A 21455-nucleotide genomic window follows, 5' to 3' on the forward strand; every position below is an offset into this window, starting at 1 on the left:
CCCTGTTGAAAAACCAGAGCGAATACCAATCCAAAGCACCGATTCTGGCTTGTTGAAAACCATAGAATCTCCCACAGCCTCAACTCCTGCGGTCCACTGTGGGAACCGGGCTTGCCCGCGAAGAGGTCAGTCGTGCTGGCCTAAGGCTCAGATCTGAACCAGCGTCAGGACGCGTCCGTCAGCAACGTTGAACTGCCCGGTCAACTCCACACCATGGTGAAACGCTTCTGACAGGTCCGTCAGCAAGCGCAGGCGGACCTGGCCGGCGGGCGTCCAATCGAGCACTTCGGCGTGTTCGAAGTAGAAGCGTTTCAATACCAGCGGATACAGCGCCTTGAACAAGCTCTCCTTTATAGAGAACGTCAGGGTGATGAGTTGCGCGCGCTGATCGGTAGGTAGCAGTGCCAGGCGCTGCATTTCGGCAGGGATGAGGATCTCGCCGGCCAGGCGTTCGGCGCGGGTCGCTTCGAGCAGGGTTTCCGCATCCAGGCCCAATCCGCGAGAGGTGCTGTTCGGCGCGACGATGGCCGCGGCCCAGCCGTCGCTATGGGTGATCGAGCCGGTGATATGCGTGGGCCAGATCGGCGCGCGATCTTCGCCGAGAACGGGCGCGATGCTCGCGGCCTGCACGCCCAGGTCGGCATTGACCAGACGCAACGCGGTACGGGCGCACAGGCGGCCTGCGAGGTACTCGGCCTGGCGCTTGGCCACCGAGCGCTGGATCGACGCCGGGGCGTCGATGGCGCAGGTGGTGAAATCCGTGGGGCTTAGTCGGCCGGGATCGAAGCTCGTGCTGATCAACACGGCGCCGGGCACGTCCACGGGGAACGGCCAATGGCGTGTGGGGGCGGTGCAGCAGGCTGGAAGTGAGGTGTTCATAGGCGCGCATATTGCCGTGGCGCGGGGGCAGATTCCACGGTTTTGTGCAGGCGATGCGCGTCTCTTCGCGTGCAAGCCTTGTTCGCAGAGGTGCACGGCTCAGGGTTGGCCGTCCCTGTGGGGCCAAGGCTTGCCCGCCGGCATTGATGCAAATTTCGCTCACCGCCCGGCGACGAACGGTTCAGCCTAGGTTCAGTGTGGGTTCAGGGGAGGTTCAGGACCCGCCCGGTATGCTTCATCCCACACACAAAACGCAACACTGGAGATAAAGAAAATGGAAAATTTCAGCAAATTGATCGTCGCCGTCAGCCTCCTCAGCCTGGGCTCCGTGGCCCATGCCGCCGACAGCGACTTCATCGGCCTCAGCTACGGCAAGACCAGCACCAACATCAGCAAATCCAGCTCCCTCAATCGCAATCTGGGTCACCCTGACGCCGATGCGGTCATTACCCGCGAAGGCACCTGGGGCATTCGCGCCGGCCAGCAGAACGAGTCCGGCCGCTACTACGCCACTTATGACTACACCTCCGGCAGCCACGACGGCATCAAACTGCGCCAGCAAAACCTGTTGGGCAGCTATGACGTGTTCGTGCCAGTGGCCAGGCAGACCAAACTGTTCGGTGGCGTTTCCGCAGGTATTACCCGCATGACCCAGAAGTCCGCAGGCTTCAGCCGCAACAGCGATACCGGCTATGCTGTCGGCTTCCAGGGCGGCGTGCTGCAGCAGGTCACGCAGAATACTCAAGTGGAGGCGGGCTATCGCTATCTACGCAGCAACGCTGGCACCGAGATGTCCACCGGTGGTAGCAAACAGGGCTCCCTGAGCCTGAAGAGCGCTGGTCAGCTGTACGTGTCAGCCAACTACGGGTTCTGAACTTAATCTGCCCGTGTAGCGAGGGGGCTTGCCCCCGATAGGTAAGTGTCAGGTCAGTCTTGGGTGCTGACACACCGCTATCGGGGGCAAGCCCCCTCGCTACAGGTTTTTTGTTGTATCCGATCCGGAGTGCTTGATGAAACTGCTGGTGGTTGAAGACGAGGCGCTGTTGCGCCATCACCTGTTTACCCGCCTGACCGACAGCGGCCATGTGATCGAAGCCGTCGCCAACGCCGAAGAGGCGTTGTACCAGGTCGGCCAGTTCAATCATGACCTGGCGATCATCGACCTGGGCCTGCCCGGTATGGGTGGCCTGGAGCTGATCCGCGAATTGCGCACTCTGGGCAAGAGCTTTCCCATATTGATTCTCACCGCCCGGGGCAACTGGCAGGACAAGGTCGAAGGCCTGGCCGCCGGTGCCGACGACTATGTGGTCAAGCCGTTTCAGTTCGAAGAGCTCGAAGCTCGGCTCAATGCCCTGTTGCGTCGCTCCAGCGGCTTTACCCAATCGACCATCGTTGCCGGGCCGTTGACCCTGGACATCAACCGCAAGCAGGCGCAGCTGGATGAAGAGCCGCTGGCGCTGACTGCCTATGAATACCGCATCCTTGAATACCTCATGCGCCATCACCAGCAGGTGGTGTCCAAGGATCGCTTGATGGAACAGCTCTACCCCGATGACGACGAGCGCGACCCGAATGTCATCGAAGTGCTGGTGGGGCGCTTGCGGCGCAAGCTGGAGGCGGCCAATGGCTTCAAGCCGATCGACACGGTGCGCGGCTTGGGCTACCTGTTCACTGAGCGTTGCCGATGATTCGATCGTTACGGGTACGCTTGATCCTGGCGGGCGGCACCTTGTCGCTGCTGTTCATGATCGGCTTGCTGCCAGCGCTGCAGAGCGCTTTCAGTCTGGCACTGCGCGAGGCCATCGAGCAGCGCCTGGCCTCGGACGTGACCACCCTGATCTCCGCCGCCCAGGTCGAAGGCGATCAGTTGCGCATGCCCAAGCTGCTGCCCGACGAGGAATTCAACCTGCCGGACAGTCGTTTGCTTGGCTTCATCTACGATCGCAACAGCAATCTGGTGTGGCAGTCGCGCGCGACCCAGCAGAGTGACATCCACTACACCCCGCGTTACGACGGCATGGGCACGGTGTTCACCCATATTCATGAAGTCGACGGCGTCGAGTACTTCGTCTATGACGTCGAGGTCAAGCTGCTGGCCGGCAAGGATGCCGCCTTCAGCTTCGTCGCGGTGCAGCCGGTGGAAGACTACAAACGCACTATCCATGGCCTGCGTGAGCGCCTGCTGTTGGGCTTCGGCGCGGCGCTGGTAGTGCTGCTGCTGTTGCTATGGGGTGGACTGACATGGGGCTTTCGCTCGTTGCGGCTATTGAGTGTCGAGCTGGACGAGATCGAAACCGGCGCACGCGAAAGCCTCAGCGAACAGCACCCCCGAGAATTGCTGCGCCTCACAGGGTCGCTCAACCGCCTGCTGAGCAGCGAGCGCGAACACCGTCAGCGTTATCGCGACTCCTTGGGCGATCTGGCCCACAGCCTGAAGACGCCGCTGGCGGTGTTGCAGGGTGTCAGCGAAGTGATCGCCCAACGTCCGCAGGATCTGGAGCAGGCTCGGGTGTTGCAAGCGCAGATCGAGCGGATGAGCCAGCAGATCAGCTATCAGCTGCAACGCGCCAGCTTGCGCAAGAGCGGCCTGGTGCGGCATCGCGAGGCGCTATGGCCGGTGGTCGACAGCCTGGCCAGCACGCTGGACAAGGTCTACCGCGACAAGCGCGTGCGCGTGACACTGGAAATCGCCACCGATGCCCAGGTGCCCATGGAGCGAAACGCGCTGCTGGAGATGCTCGGCAACCTCATGGAGAACGCCTATCGTCTATGCTTGAGTCAGGTACGAGTCAGTTTGCGCGACGGTGACCAGGGGCTGGAGCTGTGCATCGAGGACGACGGCCCCGGCGTGCCGCCTGACCAGCGCGCGCGGATTCTGCAGCGGGGCGAACGCCTCGATCGGCAGAATCCGGGGCAGGGGATCGGTCTGGCGGTGGTCAAGGACATCATTGACAGCTATGACGCGCAGCTCAGGCTGGAGGATTCGAGCTTGGGTGGGGCGGCATTCAGGGTGCGCTTCAGGCCAGCGTGATGGGGAGGGGAGTGGCGGATTTCCGCCCCCCTTTAGCGCCTGAGGTCATTTGATGGCGGATTCTCGCCAGGTTTACAAGCTCATCACGACTCTTTGCCGATCCGCCAGCCCCGTCACCACGCCTTGTGAAGCAAAAACGCGGATGTGGCACGGGGTTTGCGATGAAGCGAGCAGGACTGCCACTGTGCAGCCGCCTAAAACAAATCCCTCCGCTTACAGGAGGGTTCGTGGTGTTGTGTCGTGAGCGTCCGAGGATGGATGCCGGACGACGCGCTTGAGGAACCTGCTATGACGACTCGTCAGCCGCTCTACAAATCGCTGTATTTTCAGGTGGTCGTCGCGATCATCATCGGAGTCCTTCTCGGTCATTTCTACCCAGACACCGCAAAGGCCATGAAGCCGCTGGGTGATGGCTTCATCAAACTGATCAAAATGGTCATCGCGCCGATCATCTTCTGCACCGTGGTCAGCGGTATCGCCGGTATGCAGAGCATGAAATCGGTCGGCAAGACCGGCGGTTATGCGCTGCTGTACTTCGAAGTGGTCTCGACCATCGCCCTGATTTTCGGCCTGATCGTGGTCAACGTCGTGCAGCCCGGCGCCGGCATGCACATCGATCCGGCCACCCTCGACGCCTCCAAGGTCGCCACCTATGTCAGTCAAGGTGCGGATCAGAGCGTCATCGGCTTTATCCTGAACATCATTCCATCGACCATTTTCAGCGCTTTCGCCACCGGTGATGTGCTGCAGGTGCTGATGTTCTCGGTGATCTTCGGTTTCGCCCTGCACCGCCTGGGCAGCTACGGCAAGCCGCTGCTGGACCTGATCGATCGCTTCGCTCACGCGATGTTCAACATCATCAACATGATCATGAAGCTCGCGCCGTTGGGTGCCTTCGGTGCGATGGCGTTCACCATCGGTGCCTATGGCGTCAGCTCGCTGGTGCAACTGGGCCAACTGATGATGTGCTTCTACATCACTTGCGTGGCGTTCGTGGTCATCGTGCTGGGCCTGATCGCCCGTATCCACGGTTTCAGCGTGCTGCGTGTGATCCGCTACATCCGCGAAGAGCTGCTGATCGTCCTGGGGACCTCGTCTTCCGAGTCGGCGCTGCCACGCATGCTGCTGAAACTGGAACGCCTGGGGGCCAAGAAGTCGGTCGTCGGCCTGGTGATCCCGACCGGTTACTCGTTCAACCTGGACGGTACCGCGATCTACCTGACCATGGCCGCAGTGTTCATCGCTCAGGCAACGGACACCACCATGGACGTCACCCATCAGATCACTCTGCTGCTGGTGCTGTTGCTGTCCTCCAAAGGCGCCGCTGGCGTGACCGGCAGCGGTTTCATCGTACTGGCGGCGACCTTGTCGGCAGTCGGTCACCTGCCGGTGGCCGGCCTGGCGCTGATCCTCGGTATCGACCGCTTCATGTCCGAAGCCCGCGCCCTGACCAATCTGGTCGGTAACGCCGTCGCCACTCTGGTGGTTGCCAAGTGGGTCGGCGAGCTGGACGAGAAAGTCATGCACGAAGAACTGGCTTCGGGCGGTTCGCCGCTGATCGAAACCCGTGTCGAAGACGACCTGGGTGTTGCTGAAGGCCAGGCAGTGGTCACTGAACGCCACTAAGCGTCAGCCGTGACAGCAAAAGCCCATCTTCGGATGGGCTTTTTGCTTTCTGTAGCGAGGGGGCTTGCCCCCGAAAAAGGCGTCTATTCCAACCGAATGGCGGCGGTGCGTGATTTTTCGGGGGCAAGCCCCCTCGCTACAGGTGAATATTATTCGACCCGCGTCTCGCCACTGAATATGAGGATATTCCGGCACCGCCGACACAGATAACGCCGCCCTTGGCGCACAAACCCATGGCGCTGCGCCGAGAACGGGAAATCACTGTCGGCGCAAGGGCAGCGATAGATATACCGAGTCACGCGCCGGCGCTTGACCTCATAGTTGTGGCAGCGATGGGGTGGCAGTTCGTACACCCCACGCATGATCAACTGCCACTCTTCGCCATGGGGCTGAATGCTGTCGCCGAAGATCTGATGGGCGACCAGGTGCGCGACCTCGTGGGGGACGGTCTGCTTGAGGAAGTCTTCGGTGTTTTCACTCATCAGCTGCGGATTGAAGCGCAGCATGTTTTCGTGAAGGTGAGCGACGCCGGCCTTCTGACCGCGCAGCTTGAGGCTGACCACGGGGCGTTTGAATGAGCGCTTGAAGAAGGATTCGGCTTGTTGAAAACAGGATTCGACGCGGGTATTGAGCAGCTCGGACATTCGTGATGACACTCCAGATGGGGCGATTATGCCCCAAGCCAGAGCCCTTGCCGAGCCGCTCGTCGTCTCGCTACCGGGTTTAGCCCAGGGCGTAGACCGGTCCGATGCCCAGGCCCCAGATGATCACGCAAAGCGCAATGATCGCCACCAGCACGATCAACCCCACCGCCAGTACCGCGCTGGAGAACAGAAACCCTTCATCCTCGCCCAGGCCCATGAAGGTCGGCAGCCCGACATATAGCAGGTAAACCGTGTAGGCCACGGCAGCCAGGCCCACCAGCATGCCCAGCCATAGATGCGGATAGAGCGCGGCTACCCCGCCGACGAACAGCGGCGTCGCGGTATGGGTAGCGAAGGCGACGCTGCGGGCCATGTTGGGCATCTTGTCGTAGGTGCGGGCCATCCAATGGATGAAGGAGCCCATGACCGCAACCGCGCCAAGCATCGCCGCGTAGGACATCAGCGCCATCCAGGCTGCGGCGTGCTGGGTGAGTACGACGGGTGCTCGATTGCCGATCACCCAGCCGACCTGAGTGGTGCCGATAAAGGCGGAAACCGCGGGGATCGCCGCCAATATCAGGGTATGGGTGAGGTAAAGATGACGGAGCGATTCGTCTTCGCCGCGAATCTGTCGCCATTCCTGGTCGGGGTGAGTGAACAGCCCGACGACGTGGTGCATCATTGCCGAAACTCCGTATGCGGTCATGCGACCTGTCCTTGCAGTGTAGATCACTCCTCGCAGGCGCTCGGCAACGGACAGGACGTCTGCACCGCGCCGACATTTATGCGTAAAATAGCCGCCTTTTCGTCATACCTCGCGGATCTGCTAGCGCTATGGGCACCCTTTCGGTCAGTCAGAACAAATTGCAAAAACGTCTTCGCCGCCTGGCCGGTGAGGCTGTCGCCGACTTCAACATGATCGAAGACGGCGACAAGGTCATGGTCTGCCTGTCCGGCGGCAAGGACAGCTACACCATGCTCGACGTGCTCATGCACTTGCAGAAGGTAGCGCCGATCAAGTTCGACATCGTCGCGGTCAACATGGACCAGAAGCAGCCAGGCTTCCCCGAGCACGTGTTGCCGGCCTACCTCAAGGAGCTGGGGGTCGAGTATCACATCGTCGAGAAGGACACCTATTCGGTGGTCAAGGAGCTGATCCCGGAAGGCAAGACCACTTGCTCGCTGTGCTCGCGCCTGCGCCGCGGCACGCTGTACACCTTCGCCGACGAGATCGGCGCGACCAAGATGGCCCTGGGGCATCACCGCGACGATATCGTCGAGACGTTTTTCCTCAACATGTTCTTCAACGGCAGCATCAAGGCCATGCCGCCCAAGCTGCGCGCCGACGATGGCCGTAATGTGGTGATCCGGCCCCTGGCGTACTGCATCGAGAAGGACATCCAGGCCTACTCGGACTTCAAGCAGTTCCCGATCATCCCGTGCAACCTCTGCGGTTCGCAGGAAAACCTGCAGCGTCAGGTGGTCAAGGAGATGCTGCAGGATTGGGAGCGCAAGACGCCGGGGCGTGTCGACAGCATCTTCCGCGGCCTGCAGAACGTTGTGCCATCGCAGTTGGCGGATCGTAATCTGTTCGACTTCACCAGTTTGAAGATCGACGAGACGGCGGCTTCGCGGTTTGTGAATGTGGTTAATTTATAGGTGACCGTGCGGGCCTCTTCGCGGGCAAGCCTTGCTCCCACAGGCATACACTTGAGAGCAAACCATGCCCACAAGGGCATACCTTTGTGAGAGCAACCCATGCTCCCACAGGCATACACTTGTGAGAGCAACTCTTACTCCCAGGGCACACACTTGTGGGAGCAAGGCTTGCCCGCGAAGAGGCCATCAGCCATAACGTCAATGCTTACCGCTGTTGCTCGATAAAGGTCACCACTCGCTTGCCCAGCGCATCCGCCAGCGGCAGGTTGGGATTACGGTACGAAGCCACCTGGGCCTTCATGTCCATTGGCACGATGCGCAGCACGTGGTTCATGCCGCCGATCAGCGCCAGCTCGGCCTTGGGCTGGGCGGCGTGCAGCGCTTCGGCATCCTTGACCCCCACCTGAATATCGTTGCGCCCCTGCACGATCAGCACCGGCATGCGCAAGGCGGCGTAGGCCTTGGCCGGGTCCTGACGGAACAGGCTGATCAGGTACGGCTGCACGCTGGGGCGAAACACCACCTGCAGCGGCGTGGGCACATCGGTATCCAGATGGCCGGCCTTGAGGTTGCTGATGATCTGCTCGCTGCGGGGCAGCAAGCTCGCCGGCACTCGCTCCTGCAATTGCTCGCGCAGCACCTGATCCACCGGGCGACCGCTGCCGGCCACCGAGATCATCGCCTGGGCGCCCGCAGCGGGCGCGGCCAGGCTGCCCACCAATGAGCCTTCGCTGTGGCCGAGGATGATCAGCTTGCTGAAGCGCGGGTCCTTGCTGAGCTTTTGCCCCCAGGCCACTGCGTCCGCCACATAGGACTCGACATTGAGCATGCGTTCATCCGGCGCCAGCGCCAGCCCCGAGGCCACGCCGCGCTTGTCGTAGCGCACGCTGGCGATGTCGTTGGCGGCCAGCAGCAAGGCCAGCCGTCGCAGGTAATCGTTATGGCCGCCGTCGGTGTTGTTGCCGTCGCGGTCAGTGGGCCCGGAGCCGGGAATGATCAGCACCACGGGCACTGGCTGTTTCGATTGCGGCAGCAACAGGCTGCCATGCAACTGACCGCCAGGGACGTCCAGATCGATGGGCCGTTGCAGCACCACGGGGCTGGAGGCTTGCGCCAGGGAACTGCAGAACACTACAAGCAGGGTCAGGGCCCGGAACATCGGAAAACGCCGTAACATCATCAAGCCGGTATGGGGAAAGGTTTCGGTTGGACTCTACCCCGGTCGCAACGTTCGAGTGATGAAACCTCTTGTCACTAATGCAGGCGACATCGGTGATTGATACCAGGGGGCTTACTCCCGATAGGTGGCCACTGACAACCCTGTATAGGGCAGGCCAGGCCTCTCGGGGGCAAGCCCCCTCACTACAGGGGTATGCTCGTCTTTGGGGCAAGCTCCCTAACCACAGGGGTATGCTGGTCTTCATTGTGGGTGATCTGCGCGCGCACCCTGCGTATACTGGCGCATCGTTTCTCAGGTTGATTCGCGGAGCCCCACGCATGTCCGGCAATACCTTCGGCAAGCTGTTCACTGTCACCACCGCCGGCGAGAGCCACGGCCCGGCCCTGGTCGCCATTGTCGACGGTTGCCCGCCGGGCCTCGAACTGTCTTTGGACGACCTGCAGCGCGACCTCGATCGCCGCAAGCCAGGCACCAGCCGCCACACCACCCAGCGCCAGGAAGCCGACGAAGTCGAAATCCTCTCCGGGGTGTTCGAGGGCCGCACCACGGGCACCTCGATCGGCCTGCTGATCCGCAACACCGACCAGAAGTCCAAGGACTACTCGACCATCAAGGACCTGTTCCGCCCGGCCCACGCCGACTACACCTACCATCACAAGTACGGGGTGCGCGACTACCGTGGCGGCGGCCGCAGCTCGGCGCGCGAGACCGCCATGCGGGTGGCGGCCGGTGCCATCGCGAAAAAATACCTCGCGGGTCTGGGTATCCAGGTACGCGGCTACATGAGCCAGCTCGGCCCTATCGAAATCCCCTTCAAGACGTGGGATTCGGTGGAGCAGAACGCGTTTTTCTGCCCCGATCCGGACAAGGTCCCGGAGCTGGAGGCCTACATGGACCAGTTGCGTCGCGACCAGGATTCCGTGGGCGCGAAGATCACCGTGATCGCCGACGGTGTGATGCCGGGCCTGGGCGAGCCAATCTTCGACCGTCTGGACGCTGACCTCGCCCACGCGCTGATGAGCATCAACGCGGTCAAAGGCGTCGAGATCGGTGCCGGCTTCGACAGCGTCGGCCAACGCGGTACCGAGCATCGTGACGAGTTGACGCCGCAAGGCTTCCTGAGCAACAACGCGGGTGGCATCCTCGGCGGTATTTCCTCGGGCCAGCCAATCGTCGCGCACCTGGCGCTCAAGCCGACCTCGAGCATCACCACGCCGGGGCAATCGATCGACGTCCACGGCGCGGCGGTGGAGATGATCACCAAAGGCCGCCACGACCCGTGCGTCGGCATCCGCGCCACGCCGATCGCTGAAGCCATGATGGCCATCGTGCTGCTCGATCACCTGCTGCGTCACCGCGGACAGAACGCCGATGTGCGCGTGACCACGCCAGTGCTCGGCCAGGCGTGAGGGCTGCGTGACCGACCCGGCGTCAATTCCCTACTGGCGCCTGTCGACCTTCTATCTGTTCTACTTCGCCTTGCTCGGTGCCACGGCGCCGTTCCTGGCGCTGTACTTCGATCATCTGGGCTTCAGCAGCGCGCGTATCGGCGAGCTGGTGGCCATCCCCATGCTGACCCGCTGTGTGGCGCCCAATCTGTGGGGCTGGCTGGCGGATCGCAGCGGTCGGCGTCTGGCCATCATGCGCTTTGGCGCGGCCTGCGCGCTGCTCAGCTTCACCCTGATCTTTTTCGATAAAAGTTACGCGGCGCTGGCGTTGGTCATGGCCTTGCATGCGTTCTTCTGGCACGCGGTGCTGCCGCAATTCGAAACCATCGTCCTCGCGCATTTGCGCCACGAACCCCAGCGCTACAGCCAGATCCGCCTGTGGGGCTCGATCGGTTTCATCCTCGCGGTGGTGCTGTTCGGGCGTCTGTTCGGCTGGTTCGGCCTGGATATTTATCCCTACGCGGTGGTGGTGATCCTCTCGGGCATCCTGCTGGCCAGCTTCCGGATCCCCATGGCACAACCTACCAGCGCCGGTAAATCGCTGCTGGCCGGCGGCTTTGTCGCGCAATTGCGCCAGCCGGGGGTCATGGCCTTTTATCTGTGCGTGGGGTTGATGCAGCTGAGCCACGGTCCGTACTACACCTTTTTGACCCTGCACCTGGCGGCGCTGGGCTACAGCAGTGCGGTCATTGGCGTGCTCTGGGCCGTGGGTGTGGCCGCCGAAGTGCTGATGTTCATGGTCATGAGCCGGGTATTGGCGCGGTTCTCGGTGCGCCGAGTGCTGGCGGTCAGTTTCGCCCTGGCGGCGCTGCGCTGGTGCCTGCTGGGCAGTTTTGCCGATCACTTGTGGATACTGCTGATTGCCCAGGTGATGCATGCCGCTACGTTCGGCAGCTTTCATGCAGCGGCGATTCACTTCGTGCAAAGTAGCTTTGGTGCGCGCCAGCAAGGCCAGGGCCAGGCGTTGTACGCAGCGCTGTCCGGCATCGGCGGTGCCTTGGGTGCGCTGTACGCGGGCTATAGCTGGAACAGCCTGGGCGCCAGCGCCACCTTCGGCATCGCCAGCGCTGCGGCCCTGGCCGCTACCCTGTTGATTCTGATCAAGATGAACGAGGAACGCGCCTGACCCCCAGGCGTCCAACCTCCAATTGCGTGCTGAACAATTGTGCTGAACGCGCGATCCCCGCCGATCGCCGACCCTCAAGGAGTGGCCCGATGAGCAGTTTGACCCTGTACCACGTTGACAGTCCCGATGCCCCCAACAAGGTGTTGACCCACGCCGAAGACATCACCAGCACTCTGGCAGCGCATAACGTGCGCTTCGAGCGCTGGACCGCCAGCACCTCGATACGTCCGGGGGCCAGCGAGGAAGATGTCCTCGGTGCTTATCAACAGCGAATCGATGAGCTGAAGAGCGCAGGGGGCTACATGACGGTCGACGTCATCAGCCTCGACAACGATCATCCACGCAAGGCCGAGCTGCGGGAAAAGTACCTGCGCGAATACCGCCATGGCGAAGACGAAGTCAGATTTTTCGTCGCGGGGAGGGTGCTGTTCTACCTGCATATCGAGGATTACGTATATGCGGTGCTGTGCGAGAAGGATGACCTGATTGCGATACCGGCGGGTACCCGCCACTGGTTCGATCTGGGCGAGAATCCTTACATCGTGGCGATTCGCTTGTACAACAATGAGGGGGACGCGCCGGCCAACTTCACCGGTGATTCGATCGCTGAACGCTTCCCCCGGCTGGAAGACGCTATCTAGGTAGGATGAGCAGATGCGCTAAGGGGACTTGCTCCCGGGAGCTCGCCACAACAGACGTTACAGATGTCTGTGAACGGATCTCTCGGGGGCAAGCCCCCTCATCATAGTGTCGTACTGATGGTGCGCTTTTATACAGCCATCAAGCCGAATGGTAAGTCGGCAGGGCGAAGCGATTCTGGCTTTGCAGCATGTTGATTGCTGGCAGGTCGCTGGCTTCGGCAGCCAGGTCGCGGCGAATCGCACTGATCACCCAGGACAGCTGTTCCGGCGTGTTCAGTTGGGCATAGGAGATCGAACGACGGATCTGTTTCCCGGCCTGATCGCGCAGGGTCAGCAGCACGGCGCCATCCGGACGCGCTTGTGCAGTGACTTCGTACTCGGAAAACAGCGAGGTGAATTTCTCTTGGATAAAGTTCATGTCAGCTCCTCAGGTCTTGCGTCGGCAGGCTTTGCAAGTAAGGAGTGCAGTGACTGTGCCACATTTGGCTGAATAAAAATTCCCTTTAAAATCAATGGTTTGAATAGATCAGGAATTTTTGCTTTCGTGCAATTTGCAAGATCGTCAGCGCAGGGGGGATGCAAATTGAGCGGTGGGGGATGACGCGAGAAGGGAATTTGTACGCACGTACACAATCTATGACCATGATTCGCCAATAAATTCCCTTGCACCTGCCGATAGCCTCAGTCTGTTGACCAACGGCGCGGTGGTGCACACACTCCGTCCCCTATCCCTTTGCTACAGGAGCTGCTTCGCATGTCCGACCAACCCCAAGGCCCGCAGATGACCCCCGACGAAGCCGCCGAGTTTGCCGCCCAGGTATTCGATGTGGCGCGCCAGGGCGATGCCGAGATGCTTGGCCGCTTGTTGGAGAAGGGCCTGCCGGTGAATCTGCGCAATCACAAGGGCGACACCTTGCTGATGCTGGCCAGCTATTACTGCCACGCCGATGCGGTCAAGGTCCTGCTCAAGCACGGCGCCGATCCCGAAATCCGTAACGACAATGGCCAGAGCCCTGTGGCGGGTGCGGCGTTCAAGGGTGACCTGGGCGTGGTGCAGGCGCTCATCGAGCACGGTGCCGATATCGAAGGTGCTGCCGCCGACGGCCGTACCGCGCTGATGATGGCGGCGATGTTCAACCGTGTAGAAATCGTCGATTACCTGCTGGGCAAAGGCGCCAATCCCCGGGCCCAGGATGCCAAGGGCGTGACCGCGCTGGGCGCCGCGCAGGCCATGGGCGCTGCTGAAACCACTGCGCAGTTGCACAAGCTGCTGGGCTGATCCTGCGGCTGGACAGGTAGCCGGACCCTACAAATCCGGCTATTCTCTGCGCCCTTTTTCGATCCCTCTGCGCAGGTCGCCGTCCATGTCCGCTCTCACCACTGCCTCCCTCGTTGAACTCATCGGCAAAATCAGCTCGGGGTGCATGACGGCGCAGGACATCCAACGTATCGCCGACGAAGCTGCGGCGGCCTATGCCGATCCCGCAGGCTTCTTGGCCGCCAACCCGGACATCAACTACGACGACACCTTTCCCATCCCCCTGGGCGAATGGATCATTGTCGGCAGCCTGCCGGACACCGTGCTGTTTCAGGCCGACACCTACGCCGACCTGTTCGCGCAGATCGTCGCCTCGTTCGGCCCGGGCTTGGCGTTCAACCTCAAGCCCAAGCAGTTGGCCAAGACCGAAGCGCTGACCGCCCTCAACCGCATCCAGCTGCAAATGAGCGCGATGGCCAAGGAAGACGGCGGCTACGTGTTGATCAACTTCAGCCAGTTACTCGATGACGAGCTGCAGGTGGTGCTGGTCTACGCGAACGATGTGCCGCGGGTGCTCGAGCTGTGCAGCGCGGCCGGCATCGCCGCTACGCCCTCGCTGGAAGCGCTGAAAGTGGCCATTCACGTCTAAAGGCCACTACCTAACGGCCACTACGGAACCTATGCACCCGGCCAACGCTCCTACCCATAGCGACACTATCCTTTAGGAGCATCACATGGGTTCTACCTTCAATAGCCTGGTCGGCCTGATCATTCTCGCTCTGGATATCTGGGCGATCCTCAACGTGATCAAAAGCGGTGCCGAAATCGGCGCCAAGGTGCTGTGGATCCTCTTGATCATCCTGTTGCCGGTCCTCGGCCTGATCATCTGGGCGATCGCCGGACCGCGTGGCAACGTCCGCGTCTAGCTCGCAGCGAGGGAATCACTCGTTGATTCCCTCAGGTTTCATCCGCAATGTTCGACCCTTCCTCTTCCTCCACGTAGAATGCGCGCCGTTACTGGGCGCATTTGCCGTGTCTTAATATGTTGCAGAGTGTAAGCAAGTAGCCCGGCCCCGACGTCTGGCATTCACGGCATGAGCCCGTCTCCATTGGGTTTGATGCCTGATGTGGCGACGGGCATCGCCGGTGAAGCGCATGAGCTTGCCAACGCAATTTTGACACCCCGTTGCTGACAATCCGCGCCCTACAAATCCAATCGAAAATCAAGGGATCATCACACGCTATGGCCACCCCGGACGCCTCCAGCCCACCGCTTGCCAAGCCTCGGCTGCCGCAACCGACCGTCAGGTCACACATCGCCTATATGCTCCTCAGCGGCCTGGCCATCATGGTCATGCTCAGCCTGCTGCGTCTGGCGCTGCTGGCCTACAACCGCGAGATGATTCTCACCACGCCGGCGTCGACCTTCCTCGAAGCCTTCGGCAATGGCGTGCGCTTCGATTTGCGTCTCACCGCCTACATCCTCGTGCCGGTGACTCTGGGCCTGCTATTCCAGCGCCTGGTGGCAATGCGTGGCCTGTGGCGTTTCTGGCTGACGGTCACGTCCAGCATTGCCCTGTTCCTGGGCCTGATGGACATGGACTTCTACCGTGAATTCCACCAGCGCCTGAACGGCCTGGTGTTTCAGTACGTCAAGGAAGACCCGAAGACCGTACTGAGCATGATCTGGTACGGCTACCCGGTGGTCCGCTACCTGCTGGCCTGGGCGCTGGTGACCTGGCTGCTGAGCCTGGTGTTCAAGGGCATCGATCGTCTGACCCGGCCCCATGCGCCGCGGGTACCCGCCCAGTGGTTCAAGCGTCTGGGTGTGCTGGTGATCTGCGCTGCGGTACTGGTGCTGGCCGCCCGTGGCACTCTGCGTCAGGGGCCGCCGCTGCGTTGGGGCGATGCCTACACCACCGATTCCAACTTCGCCAACCAATTGGGCCTCAACTCCACCCTGAGTCTGATCGAAGCGGCCAAGAGCGAGTTCTCCGAGCAGCGCAGCAACATCTGGAAGTCGACGATGCCGCCCGATGTGGCCCGCGACGTGGTCCGCAAGATGCTGCTGACGCCCAACGATACCCTGGTCGAGCCAGATCTCGCGCCGGTGCGCCGTGACAACACACCACCTGCCGAGAACACCCTGCCGATCAAGAACGTCGTGGTCATCCTCATGGAAAGCTTCGCCGGTCACTCGGTGGGCGCTCTGGGGGCGGACACCAACATCACGCCGAACTTCGACAAACTGGCGAAAGAGGGCGTGCTGTTCGACCACTTCTTCTCCAACGGTACCCACACCCACCAGGGCATGTTCGCGACCATGGGCTGCTTCCCCAACCTGCCGGGCTTCGAATACCTGATGCAGACACCGGAAGGTTCGCACAAGCTGTCGGGCCTGCCAGCTCAGTTGAGCGCGCGCAAGTACGACGACGTGTATGTCTATAACGGCGACTTCGCCTGGGACAACCAGTCGGGCTTCTTCGGCAACCAGGGCATGACCACCTTCATCGGCCGTAACGACTTCGTCAATCCGGTGTTCTCGGACCCGACCTGGGGCGTGTCCGACCAGGACATGTTCGACCGCGGCAACGAGGAACTGGCTGCCCGCGGCGACAAGGGCCGGCCGTTCTACGCGCTGTTGCAGAGCTTGTCCAACCACGTGCCGTACGCCCTGCCGAAAAAACTGCCGGTCGAGCCGGTCACCGGCCAGGGCAGCCTCGACCTGCACCTGACCGCCATGCGCTACGCCGACTGGTCGCTGGGGCAGTTCTTCGAGAAGGCGCGCAAATCGCCATATTTCAACCAGACGCTGTTCGTCATCGTCGGTGACCATGGGTTTGCCAACAACAACCAGGTCACCGAAATGGACCTGGGGCGCTTCAACGTGCCGTTGCTGCTGATCGGCCCGGGCATCCAGCAGAAGTTCGGTGCGGTCAACCACACCGTGGGCACTCAGGTCGACATCGTGCCGACCATCATGGGCCGTCTCGGTGGCACCAGCCGCACCCAATGCTGGGGGCGTGACCTGCTCAACCTGCCAGCGGGAGACCCTGGTTTCGGTATGATCAAGCCGTCGGGCGGCGAACTGGAAGTGGCCTTGGTCACGGGCAACCGCATCTTCATCGAGCCTGCCGAGAAGGACATGCCGGCCAAGCTGTATCACTACCAACTGGGCCGTCAGTTCAGTGCCGAGGCGATTCCGGATGGCGATCCTGACGCCGCCGACAAGGCCGACCTGCGCCAGCGCCTGGATGCCTTTATCCAGACCGCCACCCAAGCGCTGATCGACAACCGCGCCGGCGCCGAGAAGGCCGCGAAGGACAACTGATCCACCGCGGCACCTGTAGCGGGGGGGCTTGCCCCCGAAAAAAGCCCAGTCGACACATTCACGTCGCCTGATACATTTTTCGGGGGCAAGCCCCCTCGCTACATTTGTTTTATGCCCGGCACAATCGCGCTGAACGATTGCCGGACGCGTTTGGTCTACTGCTCCACAAGCACGTATCACACAGCTTCTTGTGCCATCAGCTGAGGAGATACCAATGAAAGAGTGGGTGATCAACTTCATCGATCAAACCGGCATGCCCACCAGCATTACGGTGAGCAAGGATCACGAGCCCAGCACAGAAGATGCTGCGGTACTGATCCGCGCGAAGTTGTTTCCGGTGATCGGCCAGGCCGACCTCAACGATTTCGAAGGTCGGGTTGAAAAACCCACCGAAAAGTCGCTCGAGGAACACGGCGGCGTGAAGATCATTTCCATCACCGCGGCGGCCTGAAAAGACCCACTGGCACACCGCTGCCCTTCGCGTTACTCTGCAAGTCAGGCCCTGGCGAATGTTCTGTTCGCTGCGGTCTGTCTGTTCGCTGCATGCTGTTCCCAGGTGACCATTGAGTTGCTGTCCAACCCGCTTTTCGAGAAGGGAGGTCCTGGAACACTGAAAGTCTATCCATCAATCTGAGGAGGACGATCCATGAGCACAGCCTATCAAGAAGACATCAGCATTACCGTGCTGCGCCGCATGAAAGAAGGCGGCTTCGATTTTGCCCGTATCCATCCCATCGAGTTCTATGCGGTCTTCCCCGACGAAGACGGCGCGCGGGTGGCCGCCGGCAAGTTTCAGGGTGAGTCGCTCAACGCTCAGGTCTGTGAGCGTGACGACGGCGGCTGGGGCTTGGAGCTGAGCAAGGTGATGTACGCGACTTACGGCGGGATTGGCGAATTCGAACAGGAACTCGAATCGCTGATAGAGCCCCTGGGGGGCGAAGTGGAAGGCTGGGGCGTCAAGCACGAAATCAAGCGGCAACAGGCTTGACCCAGGCAAATCCTCGAAAAGGGGCGGGCGGCGACGTTCGCCCCTTTTGCCATGAGGCGACATCATCGGCGTCAAAAAATACAGCACTGCAGCCGGCAGTTCGGCTAAGTGCAATTGCCTGCAAGGATTGCCCGTTACACCCAGTAAAACAGTCCCCGTTATGCCAGTGAATTCTACTCCGGCTAAGCTGGTCATAATCGAGGCGCTGCTTCGTGATGAAGCGTTGGCGATTCCGTTGGGGCGTTTGCCGCACAGCTTTGGTGCGAGGGATTTGGCGCTTGTCTCCAAAGGGTTGATTTTCAAGCGTTTATGCCGATGGCACGGGCCTTGCGATGGTTCCTGTGTCCGGGTGACAAGGAGTACGGCATGAGCCGCACCAATTATGATGAGATGTACGATGCCGACGGCAATGTCCGCCCGCATTATCGCGAGTTCGCCCGCTGGCTGGCCGATACGCCCGAAGAGCTGCTGGCTCAACGGCGGCGCGAAGCCGACCTGCTGTTCCATCGCGCCGGTATCACCTTCACCCTTTACGGGGACGAGCAGGGCACCGAACGGCTGATTCCTTTCGACACTATCCCGCGCAGCATTCCTGCCAGCGAATGGCGCGTCGTCGAGAAGGGCTGCATTCAGCGGGTCAAGGCGTTGAACATGTTCCTCGCCGACCTGTACCACGATCAACGCATCATCAAGGCGGGTGTCGTGCCTGCCGAACAGGTACTGGCCAACGAGCAATACCAACTGGCGATGCAGGGCCTCAACCTGCACCGCGACATCTATTCGCACATCTCCGGGGTTGACCTGGTTCGCGATGGCGACGGCACCTACTATGTGCTGGAAGACAACTTGCGTACCCCGAGCGGCGTCAGCTACATGCTCGAAGACCGCAAGATGATGATGCGTCTGTTCCCGGAGCTGTTCTCGGCCCAGCGCATCGCCCCCATCGATCATTACCCCAACCTGCTGCTCGATACCCTCAAGAGCTCCAGCCAGCTGGATAACCCCAGCGTCGTGGTGATGACGCCTGGGCGCTTCAACAGCGCCTTCTTCGAACACGCGTTCCTGGCGCGGGAGATGGGCGTCGAACTGGTGGAAGGCGCGGATCTGTTCGTGCGTGACGACCGGGTCTTCATGCGCACCACGTCCGGGCCTAGGCCAGTGGATGTGATCTACCGGCGGCTCGACGATGCCTATCTCGACCCGTTGGCGTTCAATCCGGACTCGGCGCTGGGCGTACCGGGCCTGCTGTCGGCCTACCGTTCGGGCAATGTGGTGCTGGCCAACGCCATCGGTACCGGGGTGGCGGACGACAAGTCCATCTACCCGTACGTCACCGACATGATTCGTTTCTATCTGGACGAAGAGGCCATCCTCAAGAACGTGCCCACCTGGCAGTGCCGCAAGCCCGACGAGCTGTCTCACGTGCTGGCCCATCTGCCGGAGTTGGTGGTCAAGGAAACTCAAGGCTCCGGCGGCTACGGCATGCTCGTGGGCCCGGCGGCCAGCGCTGCCGAGATCGAATCCTTCCGAGCCCGCTTGAAGGCCAAGCCCCACGCCTATATCGCTCAACCGACGTTGTCCCTGTCGACCTGCCCGACCTTTGTCGAGAACGGCATCGCTCCACGTCACATCGATCTTCGCCCGTTCGTGCTGTCCGGTCGTGAAACCCGCGTGGTCCCTGGTGGCCTGACCCGAGTGGCGCTGCGCGAAGGCTCCCTGGTGGTCAACTCCTCACAGGGCGGCGGAACCAAGGACACCTGGGTGGTTGAAGATTAAGGAAGCCTGCCAATGCTAAGTAGAACCGCCTCGGATTTGTACTGGATGTCGCGTTACCTTGAGCGTGCCGAAAACCTCGCGCGCATGCTCGATGTCAGTTATTCGTTGTCGCTGATGCCGCAGGATGGCCGTGAAGGCCTCGACGAGATGGCCATGCCGTTGCTGATCACCGGCACGCTGGACGATTACCTGGAGCGCCACGGCAAGCTGCACGCCGATCGCCTGCTGCACTTCTTTGCCCTGGATGCGTCCAATCCGGCGAGTATCTACAGTTGCCTGGGCGCAGCGCGCTCCAGCGCCCATGCCGTGCGCGGGCGGATTACCGCCGACATGTGGGAGAACATCAACTCCACCTGGCTGGAGATTCGCGGGATCGCCGAGCAAGGCCTGAGCCGCTATGGCATGAGTCGTTTCTGCGAGTGGTTGAAAGAGCGTTCGCACCTGTTCCGCGGCGCCACCTACGGCACCCTGATGCGCAACGATGCGTTTCGCTTCATCCGCCTGGGGACCTTTATCGAGCGCGCCGACAACACCTTGCGCCTGCTCGATGCCCGATACGAAATGCTCGGTGATGAAGCCGACGCCGTCAGCGACAGTTCCGCCCGCGGGTACTACCAGTGGAGTGCCCTGCTGCGGTCTTTGTCGTCGTTCGAGGCGTACACCGAGATCTACCGCGACGCGCCCTCGGCGCACAACGTCGCGCAGATGCTGCTGTTGCGTGCCGATGTACCACGTTCGCTGCGCGCCTGCACTGAAGAGATCGATCAGACCCTGTCGCAATTGCCAGGGACCAATGGTCGGCCGGCTCAGCGTCTGGCTGCAGAGCTCGATGCCCGCCTGCGCTATACCGGGATCGACGAGATCCTCGAAGAAGGTCTGCACGAGTGGCTGAACGAATCCATCCCGCTGATGGCTCAGTTGGGCAACGAAATTCACAGTTCTTACCTGGAGGCTCTATGAGGCTTTCGATCAGTCACGAAACCGCTTATCACTATGACGACGAAGTACGTGCCAGCATCCAGTACCTGCGCTTGACACCCCACGACAGCGATCGCCAGCACGTGCTCAGCTGGGAGCTGGACCTGCCGCGCCAGGTACGCGCGCAGATCGACCCGTTCGGCAATATCTTCCATGTGCTGACCCTCGACGAGCCCCACGAGAGCATCGTCATCAAGGCCCGCGGTCAGGTGGATATCGATGAAAACAGCGAGTCGGAACACGAAAGCCGGTCGGCGTATCCGTTTTTGCGGATGACGCGGCTGACCGAACCGGATGCTGCGCTGCGCGAGTTCGCAGCCCTGCAGTGCAATCAGCGCCGGGATCGCAACGCGCTGATCGACCTGATGCACGGGCTCAACCAGCACATCGCCTACACCCCTGGCGTCACCAAGGTCGATACCAGCGCGGCCCAGGCCTTCGAGGCCAAGGCTGGCGTCTGCCAGGACCACACTCATGCTTTCCTGGCGTGCGCTCGCAGCTTGGGTGTGCCAGCACGTTATGTGTCCGGCTATCTGTTCGGCGAGAACAGCGAACACCTGGCCAGTCATGCCTGGGCGGAAGCCTGGATCGACGACGCCTGGTACAGCTTCGACGTGACCAACGGGCTGGCGAAGCCGGAGCGTCATCTCAAGCTGGCGGTGGGCCTGGATTATCTGGATGCCTGCCCGGTACGCGGCATGCGCCGTGGCGGTGGTTTCGAGCAGATGCACGCCAAGGTGGTGTCGACGCCGATGATTCAGGTGCAGCGCCAGTAGCGCCGAGCCTGTAGCGAGGGGGCTTGCCCCCGAAAGATATGTCAGCCCAGGTAAATGTGTTGGAGGCTATATTTTTCGGGGGCAAGCCCCCTCGCTACAAGGCGTCAGCCAATC

The 21455-nt window shown here is 61.3% G+C and carries 22 protein-coding genes; 17 read left to right on the forward strand and 5 right to left on the reverse strand.

Annotated features, from left to right (window positions below):
- Positions 1 to 147: 147 nt before the first annotated feature.
- Positions 148 to 879: a 4'-phosphopantetheinyl transferase family protein gene (locus tag AC3WJP_RS17465; protein ID WP_493724374.1), complete on the reverse strand. Its 732-nt coding sequence runs from the start codon at positions 877 to 879 to the stop codon at positions 148 to 150.
- Between the two features lie 274 nt (positions 880 to 1153).
- Between AC3WJP_RS17465 and AC3WJP_RS17470 the strand changes: the two genes are divergently transcribed.
- The 4 genes from AC3WJP_RS17470 to AC3WJP_RS17485 all read left to right on the forward strand — a co-directional run bounded on the left by AC3WJP_RS17470 (position 1154) and on the right by AC3WJP_RS17485 (position 5536).
- Positions 1154 to 1753 (forward strand): hypothetical protein, encoded by a 600-nt coding sequence (locus tag AC3WJP_RS17470; RefSeq protein ID WP_493724373.1) that lies wholly within the window; start codon positions 1154 to 1156, stop codon positions 1751 to 1753.
- A gap of 136 nt (positions 1754 to 1889) precedes the next feature.
- A complete protein-coding gene (locus AC3WJP_RS17475; protein WP_493724372.1) occupies positions 1890 to 2567 on the forward strand; it encodes a response regulator in 678 nt (225 codons plus the stop codon).
- Positions 2564 to 3910, forward strand: a complete 1347-nt coding sequence (locus AC3WJP_RS17480; RefSeq protein ID WP_493724371.1) for an ATP-binding protein — start codon at positions 2564 to 2566, stop codon at positions 3908 to 3910. The genes AC3WJP_RS17475 and AC3WJP_RS17480 overlap by 4 nt, the downstream gene beginning before the upstream one ends.
- Positions 3911 to 4198: 288 nt before the next feature.
- Entirely contained in the window at positions 4199 to 5536 is a 1338-nt protein-coding gene (locus AC3WJP_RS17485) for a dicarboxylate/amino acid:cation symporter (protein ID WP_493724370.1), read from the forward strand.
- Positions 5537 to 5685: 149 nt separating this feature from the next.
- Here the strand turns inward: AC3WJP_RS17485 and AC3WJP_RS17490 are convergent, their stop codons facing one another.
- Both AC3WJP_RS17490 and AC3WJP_RS17495 read right to left on the reverse strand, forming a co-directional pair.
- Positions 5686 to 6180 carry a SprT family zinc-dependent metalloprotease gene (locus AC3WJP_RS17490; RefSeq protein WP_493724369.1) on the reverse strand — a complete coding sequence of 165 codons (495 nt, stop codon included), beginning with the start codon at positions 6178 to 6180 and terminating at the stop codon, positions 5686 to 5688.
- Between the two features lie 79 nt (positions 6181 to 6259).
- Positions 6260 to 6862 (reverse strand): Yip1 family protein, encoded by a 603-nt coding sequence (locus tag AC3WJP_RS17495; protein ID WP_493724375.1) that lies wholly within the window; start codon positions 6860 to 6862, stop codon positions 6260 to 6262.
- A 152-nt stretch (positions 6863 to 7014) separates the two neighbouring features.
- On the opposite strand from AC3WJP_RS17495, the gene ttcA reads away from it, so the two are divergent.
- Positions 7015 to 7839 carry a tRNA 2-thiocytidine(32) synthetase TtcA gene (gene ttcA, locus AC3WJP_RS17500; RefSeq protein ID WP_493724368.1) on the forward strand — a complete coding sequence of 275 codons (825 nt, stop codon included), beginning with the start codon at positions 7015 to 7017 and terminating at the stop codon, positions 7837 to 7839.
- Between the two features lie 205 nt (positions 7840 to 8044).
- On the opposite strand, the gene AC3WJP_RS17505 is transcribed toward ttcA, so the two are convergent.
- Positions 8045 to 8998, reverse strand: coding sequence for an alpha/beta hydrolase (locus AC3WJP_RS17505; protein ID WP_493724367.1), 954 nt, complete (start codon positions 8996 to 8998; stop codon positions 8045 to 8047).
- A gap of 338 nt (positions 8999 to 9336) precedes the next feature.
- Between AC3WJP_RS17505 and aroC the strand changes: the two genes are divergently transcribed.
- The 3 genes from aroC (at position 9337) to AC3WJP_RS17520 (ending at position 12234) form a co-directional block, all read left to right on the forward strand.
- On the forward strand, positions 9337 to 10428 hold the full coding sequence (aroC, locus tag AC3WJP_RS17510; protein ID WP_493724366.1) for a chorismate synthase: 1092 nt from the start codon (positions 9337 to 9339) through the stop codon (positions 10426 to 10428).
- A 7-nt stretch (positions 10429 to 10435) separates the two neighbouring features.
- Positions 10436 to 11593, forward strand: coding sequence for an MFS transporter (locus AC3WJP_RS17515; protein ID WP_493724365.1), 1158 nt, complete (start codon positions 10436 to 10438; stop codon positions 11591 to 11593).
- An 89-nt stretch (positions 11594 to 11682) separates the two neighbouring features.
- The gene (locus AC3WJP_RS17520; RefSeq protein WP_493724364.1) at positions 11683 to 12234 is read left to right on the forward strand and encodes a 1,2-dihydroxy-3-keto-5-methylthiopentene dioxygenase; all 552 of its coding nucleotides are present in this window, start codon (positions 11683 to 11685) and stop codon (positions 12232 to 12234) included.
- A 139-nt stretch (positions 12235 to 12373) separates the two neighbouring features.
- Here the strand turns inward: AC3WJP_RS17520 and AC3WJP_RS17525 are convergent, their stop codons facing one another.
- The gene (locus AC3WJP_RS17525; RefSeq protein ID WP_493724363.1) at positions 12374 to 12652 is read right to left on the reverse strand and encodes a DUF3509 domain-containing protein; all 279 of its coding nucleotides are present in this window, start codon (positions 12650 to 12652) and stop codon (positions 12374 to 12376) included.
- A gap of 336 nt (positions 12653 to 12988) precedes the next feature.
- On the opposite strand from AC3WJP_RS17525, the gene AC3WJP_RS17530 reads away from it, so the two are divergent.
- The 9 genes from AC3WJP_RS17530 to AC3WJP_RS17570 all read left to right on the forward strand — a co-directional run bounded on the left by AC3WJP_RS17530 (position 12989) and on the right by AC3WJP_RS17570 (position 21341).
- Positions 12989 to 13513, forward strand: a complete 525-nt coding sequence (locus AC3WJP_RS17530) for an ankyrin repeat domain-containing protein (RefSeq protein WP_493724362.1) — start codon at positions 12989 to 12991, stop codon at positions 13511 to 13513.
- An 85-nt stretch (positions 13514 to 13598) separates the two neighbouring features.
- On the forward strand, positions 13599 to 14141 hold the full coding sequence (locus AC3WJP_RS17535; RefSeq protein ID WP_493724361.1) for a hypothetical protein: 543 nt from the start codon (positions 13599 to 13601) through the stop codon (positions 14139 to 14141).
- 85 nt (positions 14142 to 14226) lie between these two features.
- Entirely contained in the window at positions 14227 to 14418 is a 192-nt protein-coding gene (locus AC3WJP_RS17540) for a PLDc N-terminal domain-containing protein (RefSeq protein WP_493724360.1), read from the forward strand.
- Between the two features lie 317 nt (positions 14419 to 14735).
- Complete coding sequence (locus AC3WJP_RS17545) at positions 14736 to 16823, forward strand: LTA synthase family protein (protein WP_493724359.1); 2088 nt, start codon at positions 14736 to 14738, stop codon at positions 16821 to 16823.
- Positions 16824 to 17037: 214 nt separating this feature from the next.
- The gene (locus tag AC3WJP_RS17550) at positions 17038 to 17274 is read left to right on the forward strand and encodes a hypothetical protein (RefSeq protein ID WP_493724358.1); all 237 of its coding nucleotides are present in this window, start codon (positions 17038 to 17040) and stop codon (positions 17272 to 17274) included.
- Positions 17275 to 17469: 195 nt separating this feature from the next.
- Entirely contained in the window at positions 17470 to 17811 is a 342-nt protein-coding gene (locus tag AC3WJP_RS17555; protein WP_493724357.1) for a ribonuclease E inhibitor RraB, read from the forward strand.
- Between the two features lie 366 nt (positions 17812 to 18177).
- Complete coding sequence (locus AC3WJP_RS17560; RefSeq protein ID WP_493724356.1) at positions 18178 to 19587, forward strand: circularly permuted type 2 ATP-grasp protein; 1410 nt, start codon at positions 18178 to 18180, stop codon at positions 19585 to 19587.
- Between the two features lie 12 nt (positions 19588 to 19599).
- Positions 19600 to 20547, forward strand: a complete 948-nt coding sequence (locus tag AC3WJP_RS17565; RefSeq protein ID WP_493724355.1) for an alpha-E domain-containing protein — start codon at positions 19600 to 19602, stop codon at positions 20545 to 20547.
- On the forward strand, positions 20544 to 21341 hold the full coding sequence (locus AC3WJP_RS17570) for a transglutaminase family protein (RefSeq protein WP_493724354.1): 798 nt from the start codon (positions 20544 to 20546) through the stop codon (positions 21339 to 21341). Before AC3WJP_RS17565 ends, AC3WJP_RS17570 begins: the two co-directional genes overlap by 4 nt.
- Positions 21342 to 21455: the final 114 nt, after the last annotated feature.

The organism is Pseudomonas sp. GW821-FHT01A09 (genome assembly GCF_058986725.1).

Excerpts from the sequence above, each read along its gene's own strand:
- AC3WJP_RS17465 (WP_493724374.1), bottom strand. The coding sequence starts at position 879 with ATGAACACCTCACTTCCAGCCTGCTGCACCGCCCCCACACGCCATTGG.
- AC3WJP_RS17470 (WP_493724373.1), top strand. The coding sequence starts at position 1,154 with ATGGAAAATTTCAGCAAATTGATCGTCGCCGTCAGCCTCCTCAGCCTG.
- AC3WJP_RS17475 (WP_493724372.1), top strand. The coding sequence starts at position 1,890 with ATGAAACTGCTGGTGGTTGAAGACGAGGCGCTGTTGCGCCATCACCTG.
- AC3WJP_RS17480 (WP_493724371.1), top strand. The coding sequence starts at position 2,564 with ATGATTCGATCGTTACGGGTACGCTTGATCCTGGCGGGCGGCACCTTG.
- AC3WJP_RS17485 (WP_493724370.1), top strand. The coding sequence starts at position 4,199 with ATGACGACTCGTCAGCCGCTCTACAAATCGCTGTATTTTCAGGTGGTC.
- AC3WJP_RS17490 (WP_493724369.1), bottom strand. The coding sequence starts at position 6,180 with ATGTCCGAGCTGCTCAATACCCGCGTCGAATCCTGTTTTCAACAAGCC.
- AC3WJP_RS17495 (WP_493724375.1), bottom strand. The coding sequence starts at position 6,862 with ATGATGCACCACGTCGTCGGGCTGTTCACTCACCCCGACCAGGAATGG.
- ttcA (WP_493724368.1), top strand. The coding sequence starts at position 7,015 with ATGGGCACCCTTTCGGTCAGTCAGAACAAATTGCAAAAACGTCTTCGC.
- AC3WJP_RS17505 (WP_493724367.1), bottom strand. The coding sequence starts at position 8,998 with ATGTTCCGGGCCCTGACCCTGCTTGTAGTGTTCTGCAGTTCCCTGGCG.
- aroC (WP_493724366.1), top strand. The coding sequence starts at position 9,337 with ATGTCCGGCAATACCTTCGGCAAGCTGTTCACTGTCACCACCGCCGGC.
- AC3WJP_RS17520 (WP_493724364.1), top strand. The coding sequence starts at position 11,683 with ATGAGCAGTTTGACCCTGTACCACGTTGACAGTCCCGATGCCCCCAAC.
- AC3WJP_RS17525 (WP_493724363.1), bottom strand. The coding sequence starts at position 12,652 with ATGAACTTTATCCAAGAGAAATTCACCTCGCTGTTTTCCGAGTACGAA.
- AC3WJP_RS17530 (WP_493724362.1), top strand. The coding sequence starts at position 12,989 with ATGTCCGACCAACCCCAAGGCCCGCAGATGACCCCCGACGAAGCCGCC.
- AC3WJP_RS17535 (WP_493724361.1), top strand. The coding sequence starts at position 13,599 with ATGTCCGCTCTCACCACTGCCTCCCTCGTTGAACTCATCGGCAAAATC.
- AC3WJP_RS17540 (WP_493724360.1), top strand. The coding sequence starts at position 14,227 with ATGGGTTCTACCTTCAATAGCCTGGTCGGCCTGATCATTCTCGCTCTG.
- AC3WJP_RS17545 (WP_493724359.1), top strand. The coding sequence starts at position 14,736 with ATGGCCACCCCGGACGCCTCCAGCCCACCGCTTGCCAAGCCTCGGCTG.
- AC3WJP_RS17550 (WP_493724358.1), top strand. The coding sequence starts at position 17,038 with ATGAAAGAGTGGGTGATCAACTTCATCGATCAAACCGGCATGCCCACC.
- AC3WJP_RS17555 (WP_493724357.1), top strand. The coding sequence starts at position 17,470 with ATGAGCACAGCCTATCAAGAAGACATCAGCATTACCGTGCTGCGCCGC.
- AC3WJP_RS17560 (WP_493724356.1), top strand. The coding sequence starts at position 18,178 with ATGAGCCGCACCAATTATGATGAGATGTACGATGCCGACGGCAATGTC.
- AC3WJP_RS17565 (WP_493724355.1), top strand. The coding sequence starts at position 19,600 with ATGCTAAGTAGAACCGCCTCGGATTTGTACTGGATGTCGCGTTACCTT.
- AC3WJP_RS17570 (WP_493724354.1), top strand. The coding sequence starts at position 20,544 with ATGAGGCTTTCGATCAGTCACGAAACCGCTTATCACTATGACGACGAA.